Genomic DNA, 17503 nt, shown 5'->3' with positions numbered 1-17503 from the left:
GAGTTAGAAGACCAGCTTTCTGCGAAGCCTGGAGAGGGTGAGGACTTACATGCAGCCTGTGCCGATCCGCATGCTTAACGAATTAGCTTATTGTGAACGGTTGTATCACTTGATGCATGTGCAAGGCTTATTCGAGTCGTCAGCCGACACGGTGGAAGGCTCCATGCAGCATGAAAGGGCGGAGCGCCGGCGCCGGCCGTCCGACGTCGCCGACGACATGTGGCCGCGGGCACCGCAAAGTCTGTACTTGGGCGACGAGCAGCTTGGCATCGTTGGCAAGCTCGACGCGATACGGTTCAGTGAGCAGGGGCTATGGGAGCCGGTTGAGGCCAAGCACGCAAGCGCACCCAGGGAAGGACGGCCGTTTCACATCGGCGAATGGGAGTTGGATGGGGGCGCGTGGCCCAATGACCAGATCCAACTGTGCGCCCAAGGCTTGTTGTTGAGGACCAATGGCTTTCCGTCGGTGGCCGGACGCCTGTATTATCGGGGGAACAAAAAAACCGTGCGGGTTATCTTTTCGGACAGTCTGGTCGTCGCCACCAAGGCAGCGATTGCGCGTGCCCACGAGCTGGAACACAGTCCCATGCCGCCTCCGTTGCGGGCGTCTGACAAGTGTTTTCGTTGTTCATTGAACGCGGTATGCTTGCCGCACGAAACGCTTTTCTTAACTCATCGCGGCGACAATGCGGATGAAGAAACGGATGCTGTCCCTCCTAAAGTGCGCGATATTGTCCCCCGACGGGACGACCTTGGAATTGTCTATGTATCGGAGCCGGGATCTCGGGTCGGCAAGAGCGGCTATGAACTCATCCTTGCCGACCCGGATGGCAATCAAACGGAAATTCCACTGAAAGACGTGCGCCATATTTCGTTGTTCGGCAACGTCCAGATCTCGACGCAGTTGATTCACGAGTGCATGAAATTAGGTATTTCCATCAGTTATTTGAGCTCTTCCGGCCGTTTGGTCGCCGTGGTACATGAGGTGATGGGGAAGAATGTGAGCATTCGCCGTGAGCAATTCCGTAAGTTTGACGTTGAATCCATTTGTCTCTTGTTGGCTCGTGCGGTGGTCCACGCTAAAATCCTCAATCAACGCACACTCTTGCGGCGCAACGCACAAGGGTTGGACAAGGCGGTATTGCGTGAGTTGGCAGCCGACGCTCGCCGTGCGCTTTCGGCGTCGTCACTCGAATCGCTGCTAGGGATTGAGGGGATGGCGGCGAAAAAGTATATGCAATCGTTTCCGTTGATGCTAAAGGTAGGAGAAGCTCCCTCCGGCCAGACGATAATGCAAGGGCGAAACCGACGTCCTCCAAAAGACCCCGTCAATGCTTTATTATCCTTGGCATACTCGCTTCTAGAAAGAGATGTGTACGCTGCGCTGGCACAAGTCGGCTTGGACCCGATGTTCGGATTTTATCATCAGGTTGAGCCTGGCAGACCTTCACTGGTGTTGGACATGATGGAGCCGTTTCGAGCGCTTGTCGCCGATTCTACGGTTATCCGGACCTTGAACACGGGCGAGGTCACCTGGAATGATTTTTACCTTGGGCCCGAATCTTGCATGCTCAAGCCCGCTGGGCGCAAGCGGTTTTTTCTCGCCTTTGAGCGACGAATGCATGAGACGGTCACCCATCCTGTATTCCGGTACAAGTTGAGCTATCGCCGGATGTTGGAATTGGAAGCACGACTTTTGTCTCGCTATTTAATGGGTGAGCTGCCAGACTACCGTCCCATTGTCACGAGGTGAGCATCATGCGTCGATATGTACTCGTGAGCTACGATATCGGTGACCCTAAGCGTTGGCGACGGGTATACAAAATTATGCGTGGTTACGGCACCCATGTGCAGTACTCCGTGTTCCTCTGCCAGCTCACTGAGCAGGATGAGGTGGAGTTGCGGCAACTGCTGTTGGATGTCATCCATCACACTCAGGATCAGGTGCTGTTTGCCCGCCTGGGCAGTGTGCAGGCTAACGCTGTAAAGCGAAATATGGCCTGGATTGGTCGGGACTTGATCCCCTTGGATCTCAAGGGTCTCGTATTTTAGTTTTGGAGTATTGTCGGATACCCTGAGGCCGCGGTGAATGTAGCGGCATGCATCGACAACAGAGAAATGATCCTTAGGTGCGTGTGCTTGCAAAATAGAGAAGAATCATGATATAGTTTCTACAGTCGTCTATAGGACGGCGAGGACAACGGGAAGTGCCAATGTGCTCTTTCCAAGAGCAAACACCCCGTTGGCTTCAAGATGACCGCTCGCTCAGCGATCTGACTTCGAGCGCCTGCTGGGGACGAAATCCCCTGGAGGCGCTCGAATCGTAATAACGACGTGGCTTTTGAGTGAAAGAGCAGGGGGGTTACGATGGATTTGGGTATGGAATTTAGGGGATCGGCCGAAATGCTCGCACAGAGGTCCCAAAGCCATTGGCACACCTGCGATGCGAGCGTCCGCTAACGGATCGCTGAGCGAGCGGTCTGAGAAGTGGCACTACGGTGCCGCAAGGAAGGTTTCTCCTCCCCTATAACGGATCGCTGAGCGAGCGGTCTGAGAAGTGGCACTCGTTAAACTCGCTGATGCACTTGGCGTAACCGTGGAACGGATCGCTGAGCGAGCGGTCTGAGAAGTGGCACTTGTCTAATAGCCCGAGTTTGACGGCACGCAATAAGCAACGGATCGCTGAGCGAGCGGTCTGAGAAGTGGCACCATCAAATGTTGTTTGTGCGCCCGAAGTGATGTGAAACGGATCGCTGAGCGAGCGGTCTGAGAAGTGGCACCTTATGAATACTTGTATTTCCGTCATATTAGGTGTTGAACGGATCGCTGAGCGAGCGGTCTGAGAAGTGGCACCCAGGAGCGAGGAGAGAAAGTCCACGTCAACTATCGAACGGATCGCTGAGCGAGCGGTCTGAGAAGTGGCACGCGATGCTGTTCAAACTGATCGTTATCCATCCTGAACGGATCGCTGAGCGAGCGGTCTGAGAAGTGGCACTTGGCTCTGCGGCCGCACCGCTGGTTTTGACCTATAACGGATCGCTGAGCGAGCGGTCTGAGAAGTGGCACTGGTTTATACCGCGAGCAACGCGCCCCACGTTTGCAACGGATCGCTGAGCGAGCGGTCTGAGAAGTGGCACCTCGTAGTTTGCGTAACCCAGTTCAAAGTGTTCTGCAACGGATCGCTGAGCGAGCGGTCTGAGAAGTGGCACATGTTATAACACGTGATTACGATAAAATGTGGAATGAACGGATCGCTGAGCGAGCGGTCTGATGAGCGGCGCCACTCCACAGGGCAAATAGGGAATTTGCAAACCCCATGGCAACGGGAGCTTCGTTGCCTGGGGGTTTTTTATTGTATCTTTGGCATGGCGTAAACTTTTTCCCTCTGTTTCTCGTTGATATAGACGAAGGGAGGGGGCAGGACACTTTGATTTCATCTGACGAGGACCTAGTCCGGGAGGTTCAGCAAGGAAGCAATGCGGCGCTGGAAGTGTTGATTCGCCGGTATTACAGATTCGTGTTTGCTATCGTCTACCGAAAAACGGGTGATTACCACGCGGCATGCGACCTCACACAAGAGGTTTTCGTAAAAGTTGCCACGTCAATTCGCCGTTACCGGGCTGCGGGAAAGTTCAAGAGTTGGCTGACCTCCATTACGTACCATCACTGCATCGATTTTTATCGCCGCACGAAGAGTTCTCTCCACGATGCGGGAATGGGAGTCCATGAGCAGGTCCCGGATGAGTCTGCCAACGTATATCGGTTGTTGGAGTACAACGATGAGCGTCAGGCCATTCGCAGCGCGCTCATGGAGTTGCCGCTGGATCAGCGGGCCACCATCGTGCTGCACTACTTTGAGGGCATGAAGATCCGAGAGATAGCCGAGATTGCAGGCTGCAGTGAATCCACAGTCAAGTCGAGACTGTATCGAGGACTGAAGAAATTGGGACAGCAGCTTTCAGGAGGTGAGGATTTTGGCGGACACAGAGGCTACTCATGAGTGGGAACGGGTATTTCGTGAAAATGACGACGTGGCGGATTTCGAATTTTTAACTCGGGCATTGGACTCCTATACGGTTGAATTTCCTCCGGAGGATGTCGTTCAGAGCACAATTGACCGCGCCATTCAGGCGCTCCCGCCAACACGGAGTTCCCATGGCCGCCGTTCTTCGGTGGTATGGCTGCTGAGGAAGCTGTCCGTGCAAACGGTTTACGTGGGACAATGGTTTTGGCCGGCGAGTCTCTTGTTGTTCACAATTGGGTACCTCGCTGTCGCACACAGCGCGTTGAATCCCTATCAAGTCGTGCTGCTGTTGGCTCCCATGCCCTGCATCCTCGGTGTCGTCGAACTCTGTAAGGGAGTGGACAACGGCATGGTTGAAATCGAGTTGGCTTGCAAGATGTCGTGGCCAGAGGTGTTGATGGCCCGCATGGTCGTTATCGGCGTCTATAACGTCGTGCTGGATTCGCTCATCTCTCTGGCAATCTCATGGACGGCCGGGAGCGATCTGTGGCGCGTGGTGTTTTTCTGGCTGGTGCCGTTCACCTGGATGTCGAGCCTGATGCTGTTTTTGACCGCCAGGTTTCGCGGCCGGGTGGTGGCCCCTGTTGTCCTGTGTGCATGGGGGTTCGTGGTTGGCAGCGTGTTTACAAACCAGCAACTTCTGCCTTGGCTACTGTCCCTGAATGCCAGCCTGTTTGTATTGTTTGCGTGCGCGGGCTGCGCGCTGTTAGGCTGGCAGACGCGTTGCCTGTATCAGAGCGCACAAGGAGGCGTGTGGCTTGAAGCTGCAGATTGACAGCGTGTCCAAGGTGTATCGGGGGCAGGCCGCTCTCTCCCAAATCGACGTGACGTTCAGTAAAGGAGTGCACAGCCTGTTGGGGCCTAACGGATCCGGCAAAAGCACGTTGATGAGGATCATGGCCGGGATGCTCAAACCGTCCTCCGGGCGCGTGCTGCTGGATGGGGAGGACATCGTTCAGATGGGGGAACGATATCGGGACATATTGGGCTATTTGCCACAGAGCTTCGGGCTGTATAAAAATTTTACGGCGGAGCGCTTCTTGTTGTACATCTCCGCATTGAAAGGATTGGACAAGGCGTTGGCGGCGGAGCGCATCGAGGAGGCCTTGCACGCAGTTCATTTGCAAGACGCGCGCCATCGCAAGATAAGGACGTTTTCTGGGGGTATGAAGCAGCGTCTTGGGATTGCCCAAGCCCTCTTGAATGATCCTCAGATTCTCATCCTCGACGAGCCGACGGCGGGGCTCGATCCGCAGGAACGCATTCGCTTCCGAAACCTCATCAGCAGGATGGCCCTCGACCGCATCGTCATCCTGTCCACTCATATTCTATCGGATGTGGAGTTCGTGTCCCAGCGCATTGTCCTGATACGGGCCGGTCGTCTGCTGGCCGAGGGCACAGCGGAAGGTCTGCGCAAACAGATGCGAGGAAAGGTTTGGACGTTGACCTGTTCACAGGCCGAGGCTCCGCTCCATCTGGAGCGCTTTCCGGTGCGCAGCGTGTCCCATACGGAGACGGGAGTGGAGTTGCGTGTTGTGGCCGATAACCAACCTGCGCCGGGCGCCAAGCCGGCCGCTCCGACACTGGAGGATATGTACCTTTACTATTTTGGGGAAGGAGCGGTTGGCGATGAGGTCTCTTTCCATCGTACGGTTTGAAGCGTACAAGTTGTTCTCGCACGCAAGCCTGTGGGTGTTCCTGGCCGTGATGGTGGCGGGCGTCTATCTGCCCCTGCAGGTCTTCACAGTCGCTGCGCATCACCCCATCGACTATTACCAAAACGCCCCGGTCACCGCCCAACAGGTGGCAAAGGCGAAGCGGGAAGCGGCCCGGTTGCAGAAGCAGATACAGGAGGTGCCGCCGGGCACGGCCGCGCATGACCATATATCCTACGAGATTGAACGCGATCAAGCCATCCTAGACTCCGCCTCGGGAAGCGTAGAGAAACCGGTCCTCCAGATGCTCCAGCACACCATCCACAAGCTGCAGAGAGAAGGAAGCACGGGCTTTGTATATCGGATGTACAACCTGGAGTACCACATGTATCGAAATCTGCCGTTTATCGGTGGCGGCGGGAACGTTACCAGCGGTGGCGCCATGGCGGCGGACTTTGTGAAGACCTATGGATTCGTCATCTACGGCGCCATGATCCTTGTCGGGCTCTCACCGGTTTTCTCCAAGGAATACGCTGCCGGCATGGCAGGGTTGCTTTTGCCGGCAAGGCGGGGCAGGGAGGCGTTGGTCACGGCCAAGGTGCTGGCGTCCATGCTGTACATCACAGTGATGCAGGGTGTCCTCTTCGGGGTCAACGTTCTTTCCAACTTTCTCCTCTTTGGTGCGCTAGGATTGGACTATCCTTTGCAGAGCATTCCTTTATACAGTGCGCCGTTTCACCTGTCCGTCTGGCAGTACCTTCTTGTATCGACCGGCATCCAATGGTTTGCTGGGATGGCGTTCGGTTTGCTTGTCCTTTGGCTGTCGTCCTTGTTCTCGAGTTCACTGACGACATTTTTCCTCGCATCGGGGATCTTGGTTCTCCCCGAACTGCTGAGGCAGTTCACACAGGCCGCCTGGGCCGATAAGGTGTTTCACTTTAGCTATACAGGGCTGCTGCAAGTCTCTGGATTGTTTGCGAAGTTCGAGGCTTACAATGTGTTTGGATATCCGGTGCTGTACCCGGTGCTCGTTCTCCTGTTGGCGGCTGTGATCTGCGTGCCGATTGTGCTGTTGACCTACCAATCCTTTTGTCGCCATCAATCGGCGTAATGTCTCGGGGCATGCGGCGGTCTTGCAAACCGGCGTATCCACAGGGCGTGCGCCCGAGGCCGCCCTACCGCAGGTGGGGCTCAGTTTTCGGGCTCAGCTTTCCCTATCGATGTCCGCCCCGTTCCCGGGTGCGCTCTTCCGCTGCCCCTGGGGCAATCTACCATGCGACCGAGCTGCGTCGCGCAAAAGGAATTCTATGTGCGCATTGACGCTCCTGAGTTCGTCTTCGGCCCAGCGCGCGATGATGTTGTACAGGTCCGGATCCAGTCGGAGCAAAAACTGCTTCTTCTTCGACATGAAGGGCCATCCCTAGTACAGTGTGCTCGCGTTGATGATGGGTTGGGCCGCCCGCTCCGATGTGATGGACACCATCAAATTGTTGATCATATTGGCCTTGCGTTCCTCATCCAATTCGATAAACCCGTCTTGCTCCAGCTTGGCAATTGCCATTTGCACCATGCCCACGGCTCCCTCGACGATCCGTTCCCGCGCGGAAACAATGGCGGCCGCCTGTTGTCTTTGCAGCATGACGCCGGCAATTTCAGGCGCGTAGGCGAGATGGGTGAGGCGAGCTTCCATCACCTGCACACCTGCGATGGCCAGTCGGTCCTGCAGTTCGCGGGCCAGTTCAGCCGCGACCTCCTCCCCGTTGCCGCGCAGGGAATGGGCGCCCTCGTGCATGGAATCGTACGGGTAGCGGCTGGCCACATGCCGCAACGCCGTTTCACTTTGAATCTCGACGAACTGTTCATAGTCTTCAACTTCAAACAGGGCCTTGGCGGAATCTACCACTCGGTACACGACCACCGCAGCGATTTCCACCGGGTTCCCTTCACTGTCGTTCACCTTCAACGTGTCGCTGTTGAAATTTCTCACACGCAGGGTCACCGTGCGGCGTGCCGCCAGTGGAATGGTCAGCCAAATGCCACTGTCTTTGACGGTGCCGAGATAGCGGCCGAAAAAGACGATGGCGCAGCCCGCGTTGGGCTGTACCACAAGGAGGCCGCTCGCCAAAAGGAGGAAGATGAGCAGCAGGATGACACCGATGGGAACGTGACCCGTTACCAACGACACGATGCCGAACACAAGCAGGACGGCCAAAACGAGGAGGGCGACGTATCCGTTCAATGCGACTGCAGTTCGTTCTTTCACATGGACCTCCATTGAGAAAGGTTATATCGTAATGATATCATCATGATATGTGATGTCAATGGGCCGATGGAGACAAAGCTGCATGCATGTGGCCGTTTCCGGTTGTGGTATGATTTACGAAAGCCGGGATCACGGAATGGAGTGTCCAAAATCACAGCCAGGCGTCTCGACAGAGCTTCTTCGACACCGTTGTATCAACAGATCATGAACATTCTGCTGGAAGAGTACATATCGCGCGGAGAAGGCATGCAAATTCCGACCGAGATCGAATTGGCGAATCGATTCCAGGTCAGTCGGATGACCGTACGGCAGGCCGTGCAGGAGCTCATTCGCCAAGGCGTTCTCGTCCGCTATCGCGGAAGAGGGACCTTCGTGGCTCCGAGTCGGATTCGGCACAGCATTCACTCGCACGAGGTCCTCAGTCTGTTCGAGGACCTCAATCTATCCGGGAAGATTTTGCATTCTATAATCCTGCTGAGAGAGTTGGTGGATGCGCCGACCTATCTCAAGAGTCTGCGGGTTGTGGATGAAAACGAGAAGGTCGTGGAACTGGTTAGACTGCGTACCCTGAACGACCGTCCCCTGGTGTACCAGGTGTCTTATTTCCCAGCCGAGTTTTATCCTGTAATATCCACGGCCGATTTGGCCAAGGTTTCGCTGCTGCGCGTGCTTGAGCAGCACTTCCACACACGGCCTGTGAAGGCGCAGTTCTCCGTCCGGGCCACCGCCGCGGATGCCACGGTCTGCCAAAAGCTCTCCATTCGCCCCGGGGATCCGTTGCTGCGTGTGGAGAAGCTGAGTTTTGGGGAGCAAGAGAAATGGTTTGAACACGCTGTCCTCTACTGTCCTCCAGACGAGTTTGAGATTACATTTTCTTCCGAGTACAATGCCCGCGTCCGGACCTGATGACGGGGGATTCGATGTCGAGCCTGTCCGGATCGCCATAGATGCGTATTCGCTCCTGTTTCCCGGCAGACTCTGCTTCGGCAAATGTGGCTCCAGGGGGATGTGAAGCTTTGAAAGACTATATTGTCTAGACAATATAGATATATCTATGGTACAATGCGCGTCGAAAGCCAAGACGGGCGGTCAATGGCTGCAGGCGTTGGCTGGGTTCCCCAATGCATCGGCGTATCACATCATTTTTGATGGGATAGGTGCTATGCTGTTGGTAGCCGTGGTGGTTCGTCTGATTGGCAAGGAGACCAACCCGCTCCGCCGAAGTGGTGCGGTGCGTCCTGAGCGAAGCGCCGGGTTGGAATGACACCGATTTCATTGCAAGGGGAGAATAGGAAATGGCCTCAAACATCACTCCGACTATGAAGGCTGTGGTCGTTCACGCGCCTCATCGGGCTTCCGTAGAAACCGTCCCGTACCCTGTTCCTGGGCCTGGCGAGGTGACCATCCAGGTCAAAGCCTGTGGAATTTGCGGCACAGATTATCACATTTTCGAAGGGGAGTTTTTATCTCCTTATCCTATCATCCCGGGGCATGAGTTCTCTGGAGTCGTGCACGAATTGGGGGATGGGGTCAGCGAGTTGGCAGTGGGCGACAGAGTCACGGTGGACCCCACCCTGTATTGCGGATCTTGCGATCGGTGCTTGACCAATCGCTTCAACCAGTGCAGGAATTGGGGGGCGCTCGGCAACACGACGGACGGGGCCATGGCCGAGTTCGTCAAAGTACCGGTGAAGAACGTGGTGAAAATCCCGGATACCATGTCCTACGGGGAAGGCGCCTTCATCGAACCGGTCGCCTGCGTCGTCCATGGCATGAACCGGCTTCAGGTTCAAGTGGGAGACAGGATTTTGTTGTTTGGCGCCGGGGCCATGGGGCTGCAACTTGTACAAGCGCTCGCCCATGCGGGGGCATCGGAATTGGTTGTGGTGGATGTGGACCAGAAGAAGTTGGATCTCGCGCTGTCCATGGGCGCCACCCGGGGTGTGCTGGCGTCCGAGGCTCCCGCCATCCTGACCGAGGCCTATCCGGATGGCTTTGACGTGGTGGTTGACGTGACCGGCATTCCGCAAGTCATTGAACAGGAGTTCAACTACATGGGGCCCACCGCGAAATTTTTGCAGTTTGGGGTGGCTCCGCAAACCTCCGCAATCCAGGTGAATCCATTCCGGGTGTACAACAAGGACTGGACCATCATCGGCTCCATGGCGATTAACAACACCTTCATCCCGGCGTTCCGCTGGGTAAAAGAGGGGCGCATCCAGGTCAAACCGTTGATCACGCACACGGTTGCCTTGGAAGAGGTGCCCGCACTGTTGGCTCGGCCGAAAGACCCGAACGTGCTCAAGGCCCAAATCGTCTTGTAATGCGGGGCCGGATGCTGGGGGTAAGGGGATGGCCCTCAGGTCTATCAAGGTCAAGCTGCGGCTGTCGGCGTGCCCCGACATCAGGGCCGGGTTGTGGCGGCTGCGTGAACGTCAGCGGTACAACGGCCGTCACGACCTACCCAGGACGGATGCGGAGTTGCTCTCCCTGGCCAAACAGCTGTACGAGACCTTGGTGCCTCATCGCTGCCTGTGGAAAGACGCCGACGTCGGCCAACTGCGGCTGCACGGCGAGTTGAAGAGGGATGGCGCGGCAACAACGGAGGCGTTTCGCACTTCCGGCCACAGCGCCGAGCTGCCGCATGGCCGCAGGGTGTTGGTTTCCAAGGATGGTGTGACCTTTTTCTCCACCAGGCGTGTGGATGACGTCCCGTGGCCGTATGTGGTGCTTGAGCATCCATCGGCAGGGGGGATAGAGCAGATGACGGAGGTCGACGATACGCGCGATGGGTCCATCGTCCTCGTTCGCGATCCGTCCGGACAAATCAACAAGGGCCTCTGGACGCGTCAAGATGAGTTTTGGGTCCAGGTCGGCCGGCGAGTGGAATCGTACGCTGTCGCAACCCTACGCCGTTTTCATCCTCATCCGGCGATTGGGCCATAGTTGGGGTCTGGGCGGCACAAAAATCGGTTAGCGGCCGGATGTGGGGTACCCTAACCATAGGGGGAATGCGCCCATGGACAGGATGAAGGCCGGATGAACAAACGGGAGATTGTCCGCTGCTTGCGCTTGGCCAATGACCTGTGGGCCATCGAGGGCGCCAATCCGTTTCGCGTTCGCGCGCATGAGCGCGCCGCCGAGGCGATTCTTGAATCTCCGTTGGCGATAGAGGAAATTCTGGCGCTTCCGCCCGGCAGCATACGCGGGGTCGGGCGGGAGACCTTGGCGATGATACGTGAGCTTCAGGAGCATGGCATGAGCGGGCTGCTCGGTCGGATGCGCATCACAACGCCGGTCGACGCTGCGGAGCTGCTACGTCTGCCCGGCATTGGGCCGAAGACGGCGCGCCGACTCGTGCACGATATGGGGATCTGTTCTCCGATGGAGTTGAAGCAAGCGCTGGCATCCGGTGCCCTGCGCGAGGTGCCGGGACTGGGCGTCAGTCGCTTGGCGCGTCTGAGAAGAGAGTTGGACGTGCTGCTGGAGCGCAAGCTCTCCACTCCCATCGCTGCGGCGTGGCCGCTGGCGTGTCAGCTCGTGCAACAACTGGAAGCCTGTCCGTGCGTCCAGCGGGCTGCTGTGACGGGCGCTGCGCGCCGACTGGCGAGCATGATGCCGACCGTCGACCTGGTGGTGGCATGTACCGACACACGGTGGCTGACCCAGTGGGCGCAGTCCATGGGTGAGCTTGTGTCCCGGTCGGATGGGGGCGGCCCGGTGCGGCAAGGCCCCGCCGACGACGGACCGGATCGAAATCAAGATACGCCATCCGTCACGGTGGCATCTCAAGACCATCTCCACCGGTTGGAGGTCGCACTCCCCTGGGCAGGCGAGAGTGCGCGCGTGCGTCTGTACGCCGCCGACGCAACACGCTTCCCCCAGGTGTGGATGCGCACCACCGGCGACTCCACGCATCAGCAGGTGGTGGCCGCGCTGTTGGCGGAAAACGGAGTCGAGTGGACCGCCGACGACAGGCTCGTGCGCGGGGGGAAAGTGCTCACCGTCCGCGACGAGGCTGACCTGTACCGACTGGCCGGGCTGCCCTTTTACCCGCCCGAGGTGCGCGAAGGGCGGGGCGTTTTGTGCGACGTCGGGCGCCTCATTCAACAGACGGACATCCGTGGCGATTTGCACGTGCACACCAACTGGAGCGACGGGTTGCTGTCCATTTCGCAGGTCGTGGAAGCAGCCGAGGCGCGCGGGTACGAGTACGTGGCCATCACAGACCACTCCCGGTCGCTGACCATCGCCGGCGGACTGACGCCGGAGCGCGTGCGCCAGCAGGCGCGGGAAATCGCCCAGGTGCGCGCGCGCAGCCGGATCAAAATCCTGCACGGCATCGAGGTGGACATTCTGCCCGATGGGCGTCTCGACCTGCCCGACGGTGTGTTGATGGAGCTGGACCTGGTCATCGCGTCGGTGCACAGTGCCCTGCACCAACCCCGTGCCCAGTTGACCGAACGCGTGCTGGCGGCGATAGAACACCCGGCCGTGCACGTGATTGGCCACCTGACGGGTCGTCTCTTGGGCCGTCGATCCGCCTGTGACCTGGACACGGGCCGTCTTTTGCAGCGGGCTGTGGAACTCGGTGTGATGTTTGAACTAAACGCCAATCCCAATCGCCTGGACATCGCGGAGGACCTGCTGCGGGAGGCCAAATCGCAGGGCATGAAGGTGCCCATCAATACAGACGCGCACCATGAACCGGAGTTCAACCACATGGAGTATGGCGTCCGCATGGCCCGCCGCGGGTGGTTGTACAGGGAGGATGTGCTCAACACTCTGCCGTACGAGGAATTGATGGAGCGCCTGCGGACCAAGCGGCACCTGTAGGCGCCGCTTGGCGCTTCATAAAGTGTCGTAACCGACCTCTTCAATCGCCTGTTTCAACGTCTCGACGCTGATCTGGTTTGCATCGTAGGTGACGGTGGCACGCTCGCCGGCGAGGTCCACGTCTGCCTTTTGCACGCCGTCAATCGCCTGCAGGGCGCGCGTGACTGCGTGGACACAGCCGCTGCAGGTCATGCCTTTGACCATGATGGTGGCCGTCGCCATCGTCGTCATCTCCTCTGAGTGAATTTCGGTTCCACTCGCCATCCAGCATACCCCCATACGGTATCCGGCGTCAAGCGTGGCCGGCCTTGTCGCCAGGGACCGCCTGTCCAGCCTCAAATCTCCGGCGTAAGCGGCGGCGGGGCCTTGCTCTCGATTCTTCCGCCGGCCGGGTGAACCAAAAGTAAAAGGTGCCCAAAAATATGGCAGCCGCGTAGATGACCGGTTGTGGCACGCGGATGGCGGGTACCTTGTGCAGAAACATGTTGATCCCCCCTCATTCGAAGCCGCTTCTGGGTGCCGCCGCTAGGTTGGAAGGCGGCCCGTTGTTTAGGAACTCCCGTTGTATAAGGGCGCGGCCGAAATCGGCGAAGAATTCACGGGCGCGCGCACTGGTCTCGTTCGGGCTGGCGGCCACGGGCACGTTAGGGTTGCCAAAGGCCGGGCCGCTGAGCACCAGACTAAAGCAGCCAGATGAGATCCAGGGGCCGGTATTGGTGATTTGTCCAATCACCAACAGCAGCGCGATGATGATGTCAATGGCATCGAGTATCTGTCCGCCTGCGGTCGCGTTGGATTGTTGCCGAGTCCCGCCGAGCATAGGTCCAGAGAGGCTAAGCCATATCGCCCCCGAGGACAGATACACACCCGAGGTGGTCACCTGGCCCGTGAGCAGCAAGATGGCCGTCCATAGATCGATGGCGCGCAAAATGCCTGTCACGACGGCGCGTTTGCCAGCGGCGCGGCGGTGCTTCGGCTGCATCTGGCATCCACCATCCTCCTGGCCAGCCCCGACTGAGAATTCCTTGGATGTTTATCTTGGTTCAAACAGATTATGCTGTCGTCATTTCGGTGGTGTGGACGGTCTCTGTGCGCGGACAGGCGCGGCATGCCTTTCGCCCACACCGAGGATTGGGGGCTCAACAATTGTGGAAAAATCGAGAGAGTTTCGCGATGTTTGGTTGACAAAGACCAGAAACAGTGGTTAAGAACCTCGTCTTGCCGCCACAGGGTGCGTATAATGGCGGGCAGTGGACGCCCGGCTTGTTAGGCGTATAAAGAATTTTGTTTGGTTGAGGGGGTTCCGAAGATGCAACGGAATTGGAAATTTGGGGTCGCGTTGGGCACCGTTGCCGGAATTATGTTAGCGCTTGCAGGGTGCGCATCGAGCGGAAATCAAGGCGGCTCTGGGTCTGGCCAAAGCACCGCGGCCAGCGGCGGCAAAGCCGCAACGATGGTCATGGTGCCTTCTCCGTACGGCAGTTTCCAGCGCAATTTCAACCCATTTCAGAGCTCGGCCTGCAACGGGGGAACGATAGGGTTGATTTATGAACCGATGTTCTACTATAACCGGGTCGGGCCGCAGCGTTATCCGCTGCTGGGCAAGAGCACACAGTGGAGCCACGGTAATAAAACATTGACGGTCACACTGCGCTCGGGCGTGAAGTGGAGTGATGGGCAAAAGTTCAGCGCCAGCGACGTGGTGTACACGTTCAACCTGATAAAAAACAACCCGGCGTTGGACACCAGCGGTGTCTGGCAGGAGCTAAAAAACGTCAAGGCGCAGGGGGATGACAAGGTCATCTTCGACTTCAAGCGCGTGGACGTGCCGTTTGCGCTGTACATTCTCGAGACGCCGATTGTACCTGAACACATTTGGAAGAACATCAAAGACCCAAAGAAGGATAACAACCCGAACCCGGTCGGCACGGGGCCGTATGTGCTATCGTCGTTCTCTTCGCAATCGTACACGCTCAAGGCAAATCCGAATTACTATCTCGGCAAGCCAAAGGTGCCGGAGATTGAGTTCCCGGCCTACAGCAGCAACGACAGCCTGAACCTGGCTTTGGCGAACGGCCAGGTCACCTGGGCCAGCTGCTTCTTTGCCAACATCGACAAGGTCTACACGTCCAAGAGCCCGCACAACAAGTATTGGAGCGCGCCCAACAACGATGTGCAGCTGGTGCCGAACTTGAAAAACCCGTTGCTCAACAACCTCACTGTGCGCAAGGCCATCAGCATGGCCATCAACCGCAACGAGCTGATTCAAAAGGGTGAATACGGGTTGTATCCGCCGGCCAACCCGACGGGCGTGTTGATGCCGACGATGAAGTCATGGTTGGATCCGCATCTGCCGAATCAGGACAAGCAGTTCACCTATGATCCGCAAAAAGCCGTGAAGCTGTTGGAGCGGGCCGGGTTCAAGAAAAACAAGGCCGGCATCTTTGAGTCGCCGGACGGGAAACCCCTGTCTTTCTCGCTGCTGGTTGTGTCCGGCTGGACGGACTGGATTGCCGACTCGCAGCTCCTGATGCAGGACCTGCGCAAGATTGGGATTCAACTGCAGGTGCAGCAGCAACAATACGGCGGCTACATGTCGGCCCTGCAGAATCACAAGTTTGACCTCGCGCTGGTTTCCACTGGAAATGGGCCCAACCCGTATTACATCTACAAATCCTCGTTTGCCACGGGGGCGGTCAACAACTACGGCGGCTGGAGCGATCCAGCGACCGACCAAGCGCTGCGTCAGTTCGCCAGCACCACGGATGAGGCGGCGCAGAAACAGGCGCTGTACAAGGTGGAACGCATCATCGCGGAGAAGGTGCCGACCATTATCCTGTTTGAGGGGCCAGCTCTCTACGAGTACAACGACAGTGACTACACCGGCTGGCCGACCGCGTCCAATCCGTACGCGACCCCGGCCGCCTGGGCCTGGCCGGCTCCAGAAATTGTCCTGATGCACCTCAAACCTCGTTCCTAAGAACATCCCGCACCCTTGGTCCGGAGCGCTGGCGAGCTGGTGTTGCCGGGGTTCCGGACGGTCCTATTGGCTGGGTTGCCCGCTTCTCTGGTGTGTCCCTGTTTGCGTGTCAAGACACCCGTTAGCTCATTGTTATTGTGTTTGGCAAATCATAATATAAAAAGACTATAAATCTACTATTAACGTCTCATTTGATCCAAAAGACTGTATTATAATGTCTCCAAGAATGCACCCGAGCAATCGCTTTCACCACGTTTGCCAAACAACGCCTAACCACTCGGTTCGGCGTGATGACATCGGTTGCGTGTGTCCAGGAGGCTGGGATTCGGACGCCTTCTCCCGCAAATCAAAGGAAGTGGTGATATGGCGGTCTCCGCCCGGCAACTGCCGGTATGGGATGGCAACGGGATGGACGATACAAGGCAAACGGTGCCGTTTATGAGCCGCAAGGATGTTCTGTTTTCCGAGCCATGGCAGATTGACCTTTATGCGGTGGCGGAAGCGCTTGGCAAGGTGAATCCGTTGGCGGACGTGGCCGTGCTGGCGGTGCGCAGTCAGCAGCCGTTTCCCATCTATCCATTTTTGAACACCCTGCAAACGGCGCGCACGGAGGTGCTGCACGTACTGTGGCAAGGCAGCCGCAGCTTTGTGTTGACCCTGTCGGCTGCATCCATGGAGCCGCTGCGCCAAGTGATCGAAAAGCGGCTGCGCGAGTGCTGTGATGGCAACGTGTTGGCCGGATTGTGCGGGCCGCTGCCATTGGCCCGTTGGGAGGAGTGGCTTTTGGCGCTGGAGCAGGCGTTATGGTGTCTGAACCAGAACGTGCTGGAACGCCGGGGCGTGAGCGTGGCTGAGCCGCGAGTGTTTCGCGGCTCAGGGAACTGCGCGGGGGCTCTGGACAAGCTGCTGCAGGTGTGGCCGGAAGGCAGTGTGAGTGCGGTGATGTCGGTTCTGGACGAAGCGTTCGCGGTGATGCGGCAGGAGCACTGGTCGCTGCGGGAGGTGGCGGTGTACTGTGCGCAGGCGGTGGTGCTGGTGCAGGCGCACGCGCGCTGGCCGCGTGGGGGCACGTCGCGGATGTGGCGACGCCCGGAGGACTGGCAGGAATGGATAGCGGCGGAGTGTTGCAAGCTGGAGGCGTTGAAGGCGCGGTTGAAAGAGATTGTGAGCGGGTTGTTGGAGACGCCGCGGGACGCGACGGCTATGGGACGAAGTGTTCAGGTGCTGCGGGTGATGGAGTGGATAGAGGCGGAGTACGCGTCGGAGTTGGAACTGGAGAACTTGGCGGCGCGGGTCTACCTGAGCGCGGGGCACCTGAGCAAGCGGTTCAAGCAGGAGACAGGGATGACGGTGCATGAATACATCATTCGGACGCGTCTGGCCAAGGCGAAGGACCTGCTGCTGAACGATTTGAGTCTGAAGGTGTACGAGGTGGGAACGAGGGTCGGGTACGCGGACGCCACGTATTTCAACAAGCTGTTCAAGCGGCACGTTGGCGTCACCCCCAAGGAGTACCGCGAGCGGGGCGGTGTTTGACCGGTTTGCCGTCTCAAGGCTTTCGGTCTCTGTGAGCAAGCGCCTCCATGACGGTGCCAGCAAGTACACGAGTTGGCCGGACGAGAGTCATCCGTATGCCCCCCCTGCCTGGGCCTGGCAGGAAATCGACTTCATGCACTTGAAACCGCGGGCGTAATCCAGCGTGGGCGAAGTCCCTCCGCCCTTTGGGGCACGGCCGGCGCGGTGAG

The 17503-nt window shown here is 57.9% G+C and carries 18 protein-coding genes and 1 CRISPR repeat array; of the genes, 13 read left to right on the top strand and 5 right to left on the bottom strand.

The window, feature by feature from the left end:
• Nucleotides 1-49 precede the first annotated feature (49 nt).
• The 6 genes from AK2_RS14480 to AK2_RS14455 all read left to right on the top strand — a co-directional run bounded on the left by AK2_RS14480 (nucleotide 50) and on the right by AK2_RS14455 (nucleotide 6790).
• A complete protein-coding gene (locus AK2_RS14480) occupies nucleotides 50-1753 on the top strand; it encodes a CRISPR-associated endonuclease Cas4/Cas1 (RefSeq protein ID WP_067936063.1) in 1704 nt (567 codons plus the stop codon).
• A gap of 5 nt (nucleotides 1754-1758) precedes the next feature.
• Entirely contained in the window at nucleotides 1759-2052 is a 294-nt protein-coding gene (gene cas2 / locus AK2_RS14475; protein WP_067936060.1) for a CRISPR-associated endonuclease Cas2, read from the top strand.
• A 406-nt stretch (nucleotides 2053-2458) separates the two neighbouring features.
• Nucleotides 2459-3281: direct repeats of the CRISPR family, unit length 36 nt; unit sequence AACGGATCGCTGAGCGAGCGGTCTGAGAAGTGGCAC.
• A 146-nt stretch (nucleotides 3282-3427) separates the two neighbouring features.
• A complete protein-coding gene (locus AK2_RS14470; RefSeq protein ID WP_169794804.1) occupies nucleotides 3428-4000 on the top strand; it encodes an RNA polymerase sigma factor in 573 nt (190 codons plus the stop codon).
• Entirely contained in the window at nucleotides 3975-4799 is an 825-nt protein-coding gene (locus tag AK2_RS14465) for a hypothetical protein (protein WP_067936050.1), read from the top strand. The genes AK2_RS14470 and AK2_RS14465 overlap by 26 nt, the downstream gene beginning before the upstream one ends.
• On the top strand, nucleotides 4783-5682 hold the full coding sequence (locus tag AK2_RS14460) for an ABC transporter ATP-binding protein (RefSeq protein WP_067936047.1): 900 nt from the start codon (nucleotides 4783-4785) through the stop codon (nucleotides 5680-5682). The genes AK2_RS14465 and AK2_RS14460 overlap by 17 nt, the downstream gene beginning before the upstream one ends.
• Entirely contained in the window at nucleotides 5654-6790 is a 1137-nt protein-coding gene (locus tag AK2_RS14455; protein ID WP_067936044.1) for an ABC transporter permease subunit, read from the top strand. The genes AK2_RS14460 and AK2_RS14455 overlap by 29 nt, the downstream gene beginning before the upstream one ends.
• Nucleotides 6791-6883: 93 nt before the next feature.
• On the opposite strand, the gene AK2_RS14450 is transcribed toward AK2_RS14455, so the two are convergent.
• Together AK2_RS14450 and AK2_RS14445 are read right to left on the bottom strand one after the other, a co-directional pair.
• Nucleotides 6884-7087: a type II toxin-antitoxin system antitoxin gene (locus AK2_RS14450; RefSeq protein WP_067936041.1), complete on the bottom strand. Its 204-nt coding sequence runs from the start codon at nucleotides 7085-7087 to the stop codon at nucleotides 6884-6886.
• 12 nt (nucleotides 7088-7099) lie between these two features.
• Nucleotides 7100-7942, bottom strand: a complete 843-nt coding sequence (locus AK2_RS14445) for an SPFH domain-containing protein (protein ID WP_067936038.1) — start codon at nucleotides 7940-7942, stop codon at nucleotides 7100-7102.
• 141 nt (nucleotides 7943-8083) lie between these two features.
• On the opposite strand from AK2_RS14445, the gene AK2_RS14440 reads away from it, so the two are divergent.
• The 5 genes from AK2_RS14440 to AK2_RS14420 all read left to right on the top strand — a co-directional run bounded on the left by AK2_RS14440 (nucleotide 8084) and on the right by AK2_RS14420 (nucleotide 12778).
• The gene (locus tag AK2_RS14440) at nucleotides 8084-8848 is read left to right on the top strand and encodes a GntR family transcriptional regulator (RefSeq protein WP_067936034.1); all 765 of its coding nucleotides are present in this window, start codon (nucleotides 8084-8086) and stop codon (nucleotides 8846-8848) included.
• A gap of 148 nt (nucleotides 8849-8996) precedes the next feature.
• Nucleotides 8997-9206 carry a hypothetical protein gene (locus AK2_RS14435; protein WP_067936032.1) on the top strand — a complete coding sequence of 70 codons (210 nt, stop codon included), beginning with the start codon at nucleotides 8997-8999 and terminating at the stop codon, nucleotides 9204-9206.
• A gap of 31 nt (nucleotides 9207-9237) precedes the next feature.
• A complete protein-coding gene (locus AK2_RS14430) occupies nucleotides 9238-10266 on the top strand; it encodes a zinc-dependent alcohol dehydrogenase family protein (RefSeq protein WP_067936028.1) in 1029 nt (342 codons plus the stop codon).
• 28 nt (nucleotides 10267-10294) lie between these two features.
• Nucleotides 10295-10888: a hypothetical protein gene (locus tag AK2_RS14425; RefSeq protein WP_067936025.1), complete on the top strand. Its 594-nt coding sequence runs from the start codon at nucleotides 10295-10297 to the stop codon at nucleotides 10886-10888.
• Between the two features lie 93 nt (nucleotides 10889-10981).
• Entirely contained in the window at nucleotides 10982-12778 is a 1797-nt protein-coding gene (locus tag AK2_RS14420; protein WP_067936022.1) for a PHP domain-containing protein, read from the top strand.
• 15 nt (nucleotides 12779-12793) lie between these two features.
• On the opposite strand, the gene AK2_RS14415 is transcribed toward AK2_RS14420, so the two are convergent.
• From AK2_RS14415 to AK2_RS14405, 3 genes are read right to left on the bottom strand one after another with little or no spacing between them, the layout of a single operon-like run.
• Entirely contained in the window at nucleotides 12794-13042 is a 249-nt protein-coding gene (locus AK2_RS14415; protein WP_369406153.1) for a heavy-metal-associated domain-containing protein, read from the bottom strand.
• A 28-nt stretch (nucleotides 13043-13070) separates the two neighbouring features.
• The gene (locus AK2_RS14410; RefSeq protein ID WP_067936020.1) at nucleotides 13071-13262 is read right to left on the bottom strand and encodes a hypothetical protein; all 192 of its coding nucleotides are present in this window, start codon (nucleotides 13260-13262) and stop codon (nucleotides 13071-13073) included.
• Between the two features lie 12 nt (nucleotides 13263-13274).
• Complete coding sequence (locus AK2_RS14405) at nucleotides 13275-13760, bottom strand: hypothetical protein (RefSeq protein WP_067936017.1); 486 nt, start codon at nucleotides 13758-13760, stop codon at nucleotides 13275-13277.
• Nucleotides 13761-14087: 327 nt separating this feature from the next.
• On the opposite strand from AK2_RS14405, the gene AK2_RS14400 reads away from it, so the two are divergent.
• Nucleotides 14088-15758 (top strand): ABC transporter substrate-binding protein, encoded by a 1671-nt coding sequence (locus tag AK2_RS14400; protein ID WP_067936014.1) that lies wholly within the window; start codon nucleotides 14088-14090, stop codon nucleotides 15756-15758.
• Between the two features lie 363 nt (nucleotides 15759-16121).
• Nucleotides 16122-17294 (top strand): helix-turn-helix transcriptional regulator, encoded by a 1173-nt coding sequence (locus tag AK2_RS14395; protein WP_067936011.1) that lies wholly within the window; start codon nucleotides 16122-16124, stop codon nucleotides 17292-17294.
• Nucleotides 17295-17503 lie beyond the last annotated feature (209 nt).

It is taken from the genome of Alicyclobacillus kakegawensis NBRC 103104, assembly GCF_001552655.1.
Classification (GTDB): domain Bacteria; phylum Bacillota; class Bacilli; order Alicyclobacillales; family Alicyclobacillaceae; genus Alicyclobacillus_G; species Alicyclobacillus_G kakegawensis.
Note: the sequence above shows the minus strand (reverse complement) of the source record. Positions and strands in the feature narration are given on the sequence as shown.

Coding starts and splice junctions, on each gene's coding strand:
- AK2_RS14480 (WP_067936063.1), top strand. CDS start 50: ATGCAGCCTGTGCCGATCCGCATGCTTAACGAATTAGCTTATTGTGAA.
- cas2 (WP_067936060.1), top strand. CDS start 1,759: ATGCGTCGATATGTACTCGTGAGCTACGATATCGGTGACCCTAAGCGT.
- AK2_RS14455 (WP_067936044.1), top strand. CDS start 5,654: ATGAGGTCTCTTTCCATCGTACGGTTTGAAGCGTACAAGTTGTTCTCG.
- AK2_RS14450 (WP_067936041.1), bottom strand. CDS start 7,087: ATGTCGAAGAAGAAGCAGTTTTTGCTCCGACTGGATCCGGACCTGTAC.
- AK2_RS14435 (WP_067936032.1), top strand. CDS start 8,997: ATGGTACAATGCGCGTCGAAAGCCAAGACGGGCGGTCAATGGCTGCAG.
- AK2_RS14430 (WP_067936028.1), top strand. CDS start 9,238: ATGGCCTCAAACATCACTCCGACTATGAAGGCTGTGGTCGTTCACGCG.
- AK2_RS14425 (WP_067936025.1), top strand. CDS start 10,295: ATGGCCCTCAGGTCTATCAAGGTCAAGCTGCGGCTGTCGGCGTGCCCC.
- AK2_RS14420 (WP_067936022.1), top strand. CDS start 10,982: ATGAACAAACGGGAGATTGTCCGCTGCTTGCGCTTGGCCAATGACCTG.
- AK2_RS14415 (WP_369406153.1), bottom strand. CDS start 13,042: ATGGCGAGTGGAACCGAAATTCACTCAGAGGAGATGACGACGATGGCG.
- AK2_RS14410 (WP_067936020.1), bottom strand. CDS start 13,262: ATGTTTCTGCACAAGGTACCCGCCATCCGCGTGCCACAACCGGTCATC.
- AK2_RS14405 (WP_067936017.1), bottom strand. CDS start 13,760: ATGCAGCCGAAGCACCGCCGCGCCGCTGGCAAACGCGCCGTCGTGACA.
- AK2_RS14400 (WP_067936014.1), top strand. CDS start 14,088: ATGCAACGGAATTGGAAATTTGGGGTCGCGTTGGGCACCGTTGCCGGA.
- AK2_RS14395 (WP_067936011.1), top strand. CDS start 16,122: ATGGCGGTCTCCGCCCGGCAACTGCCGGTATGGGATGGCAACGGGATG.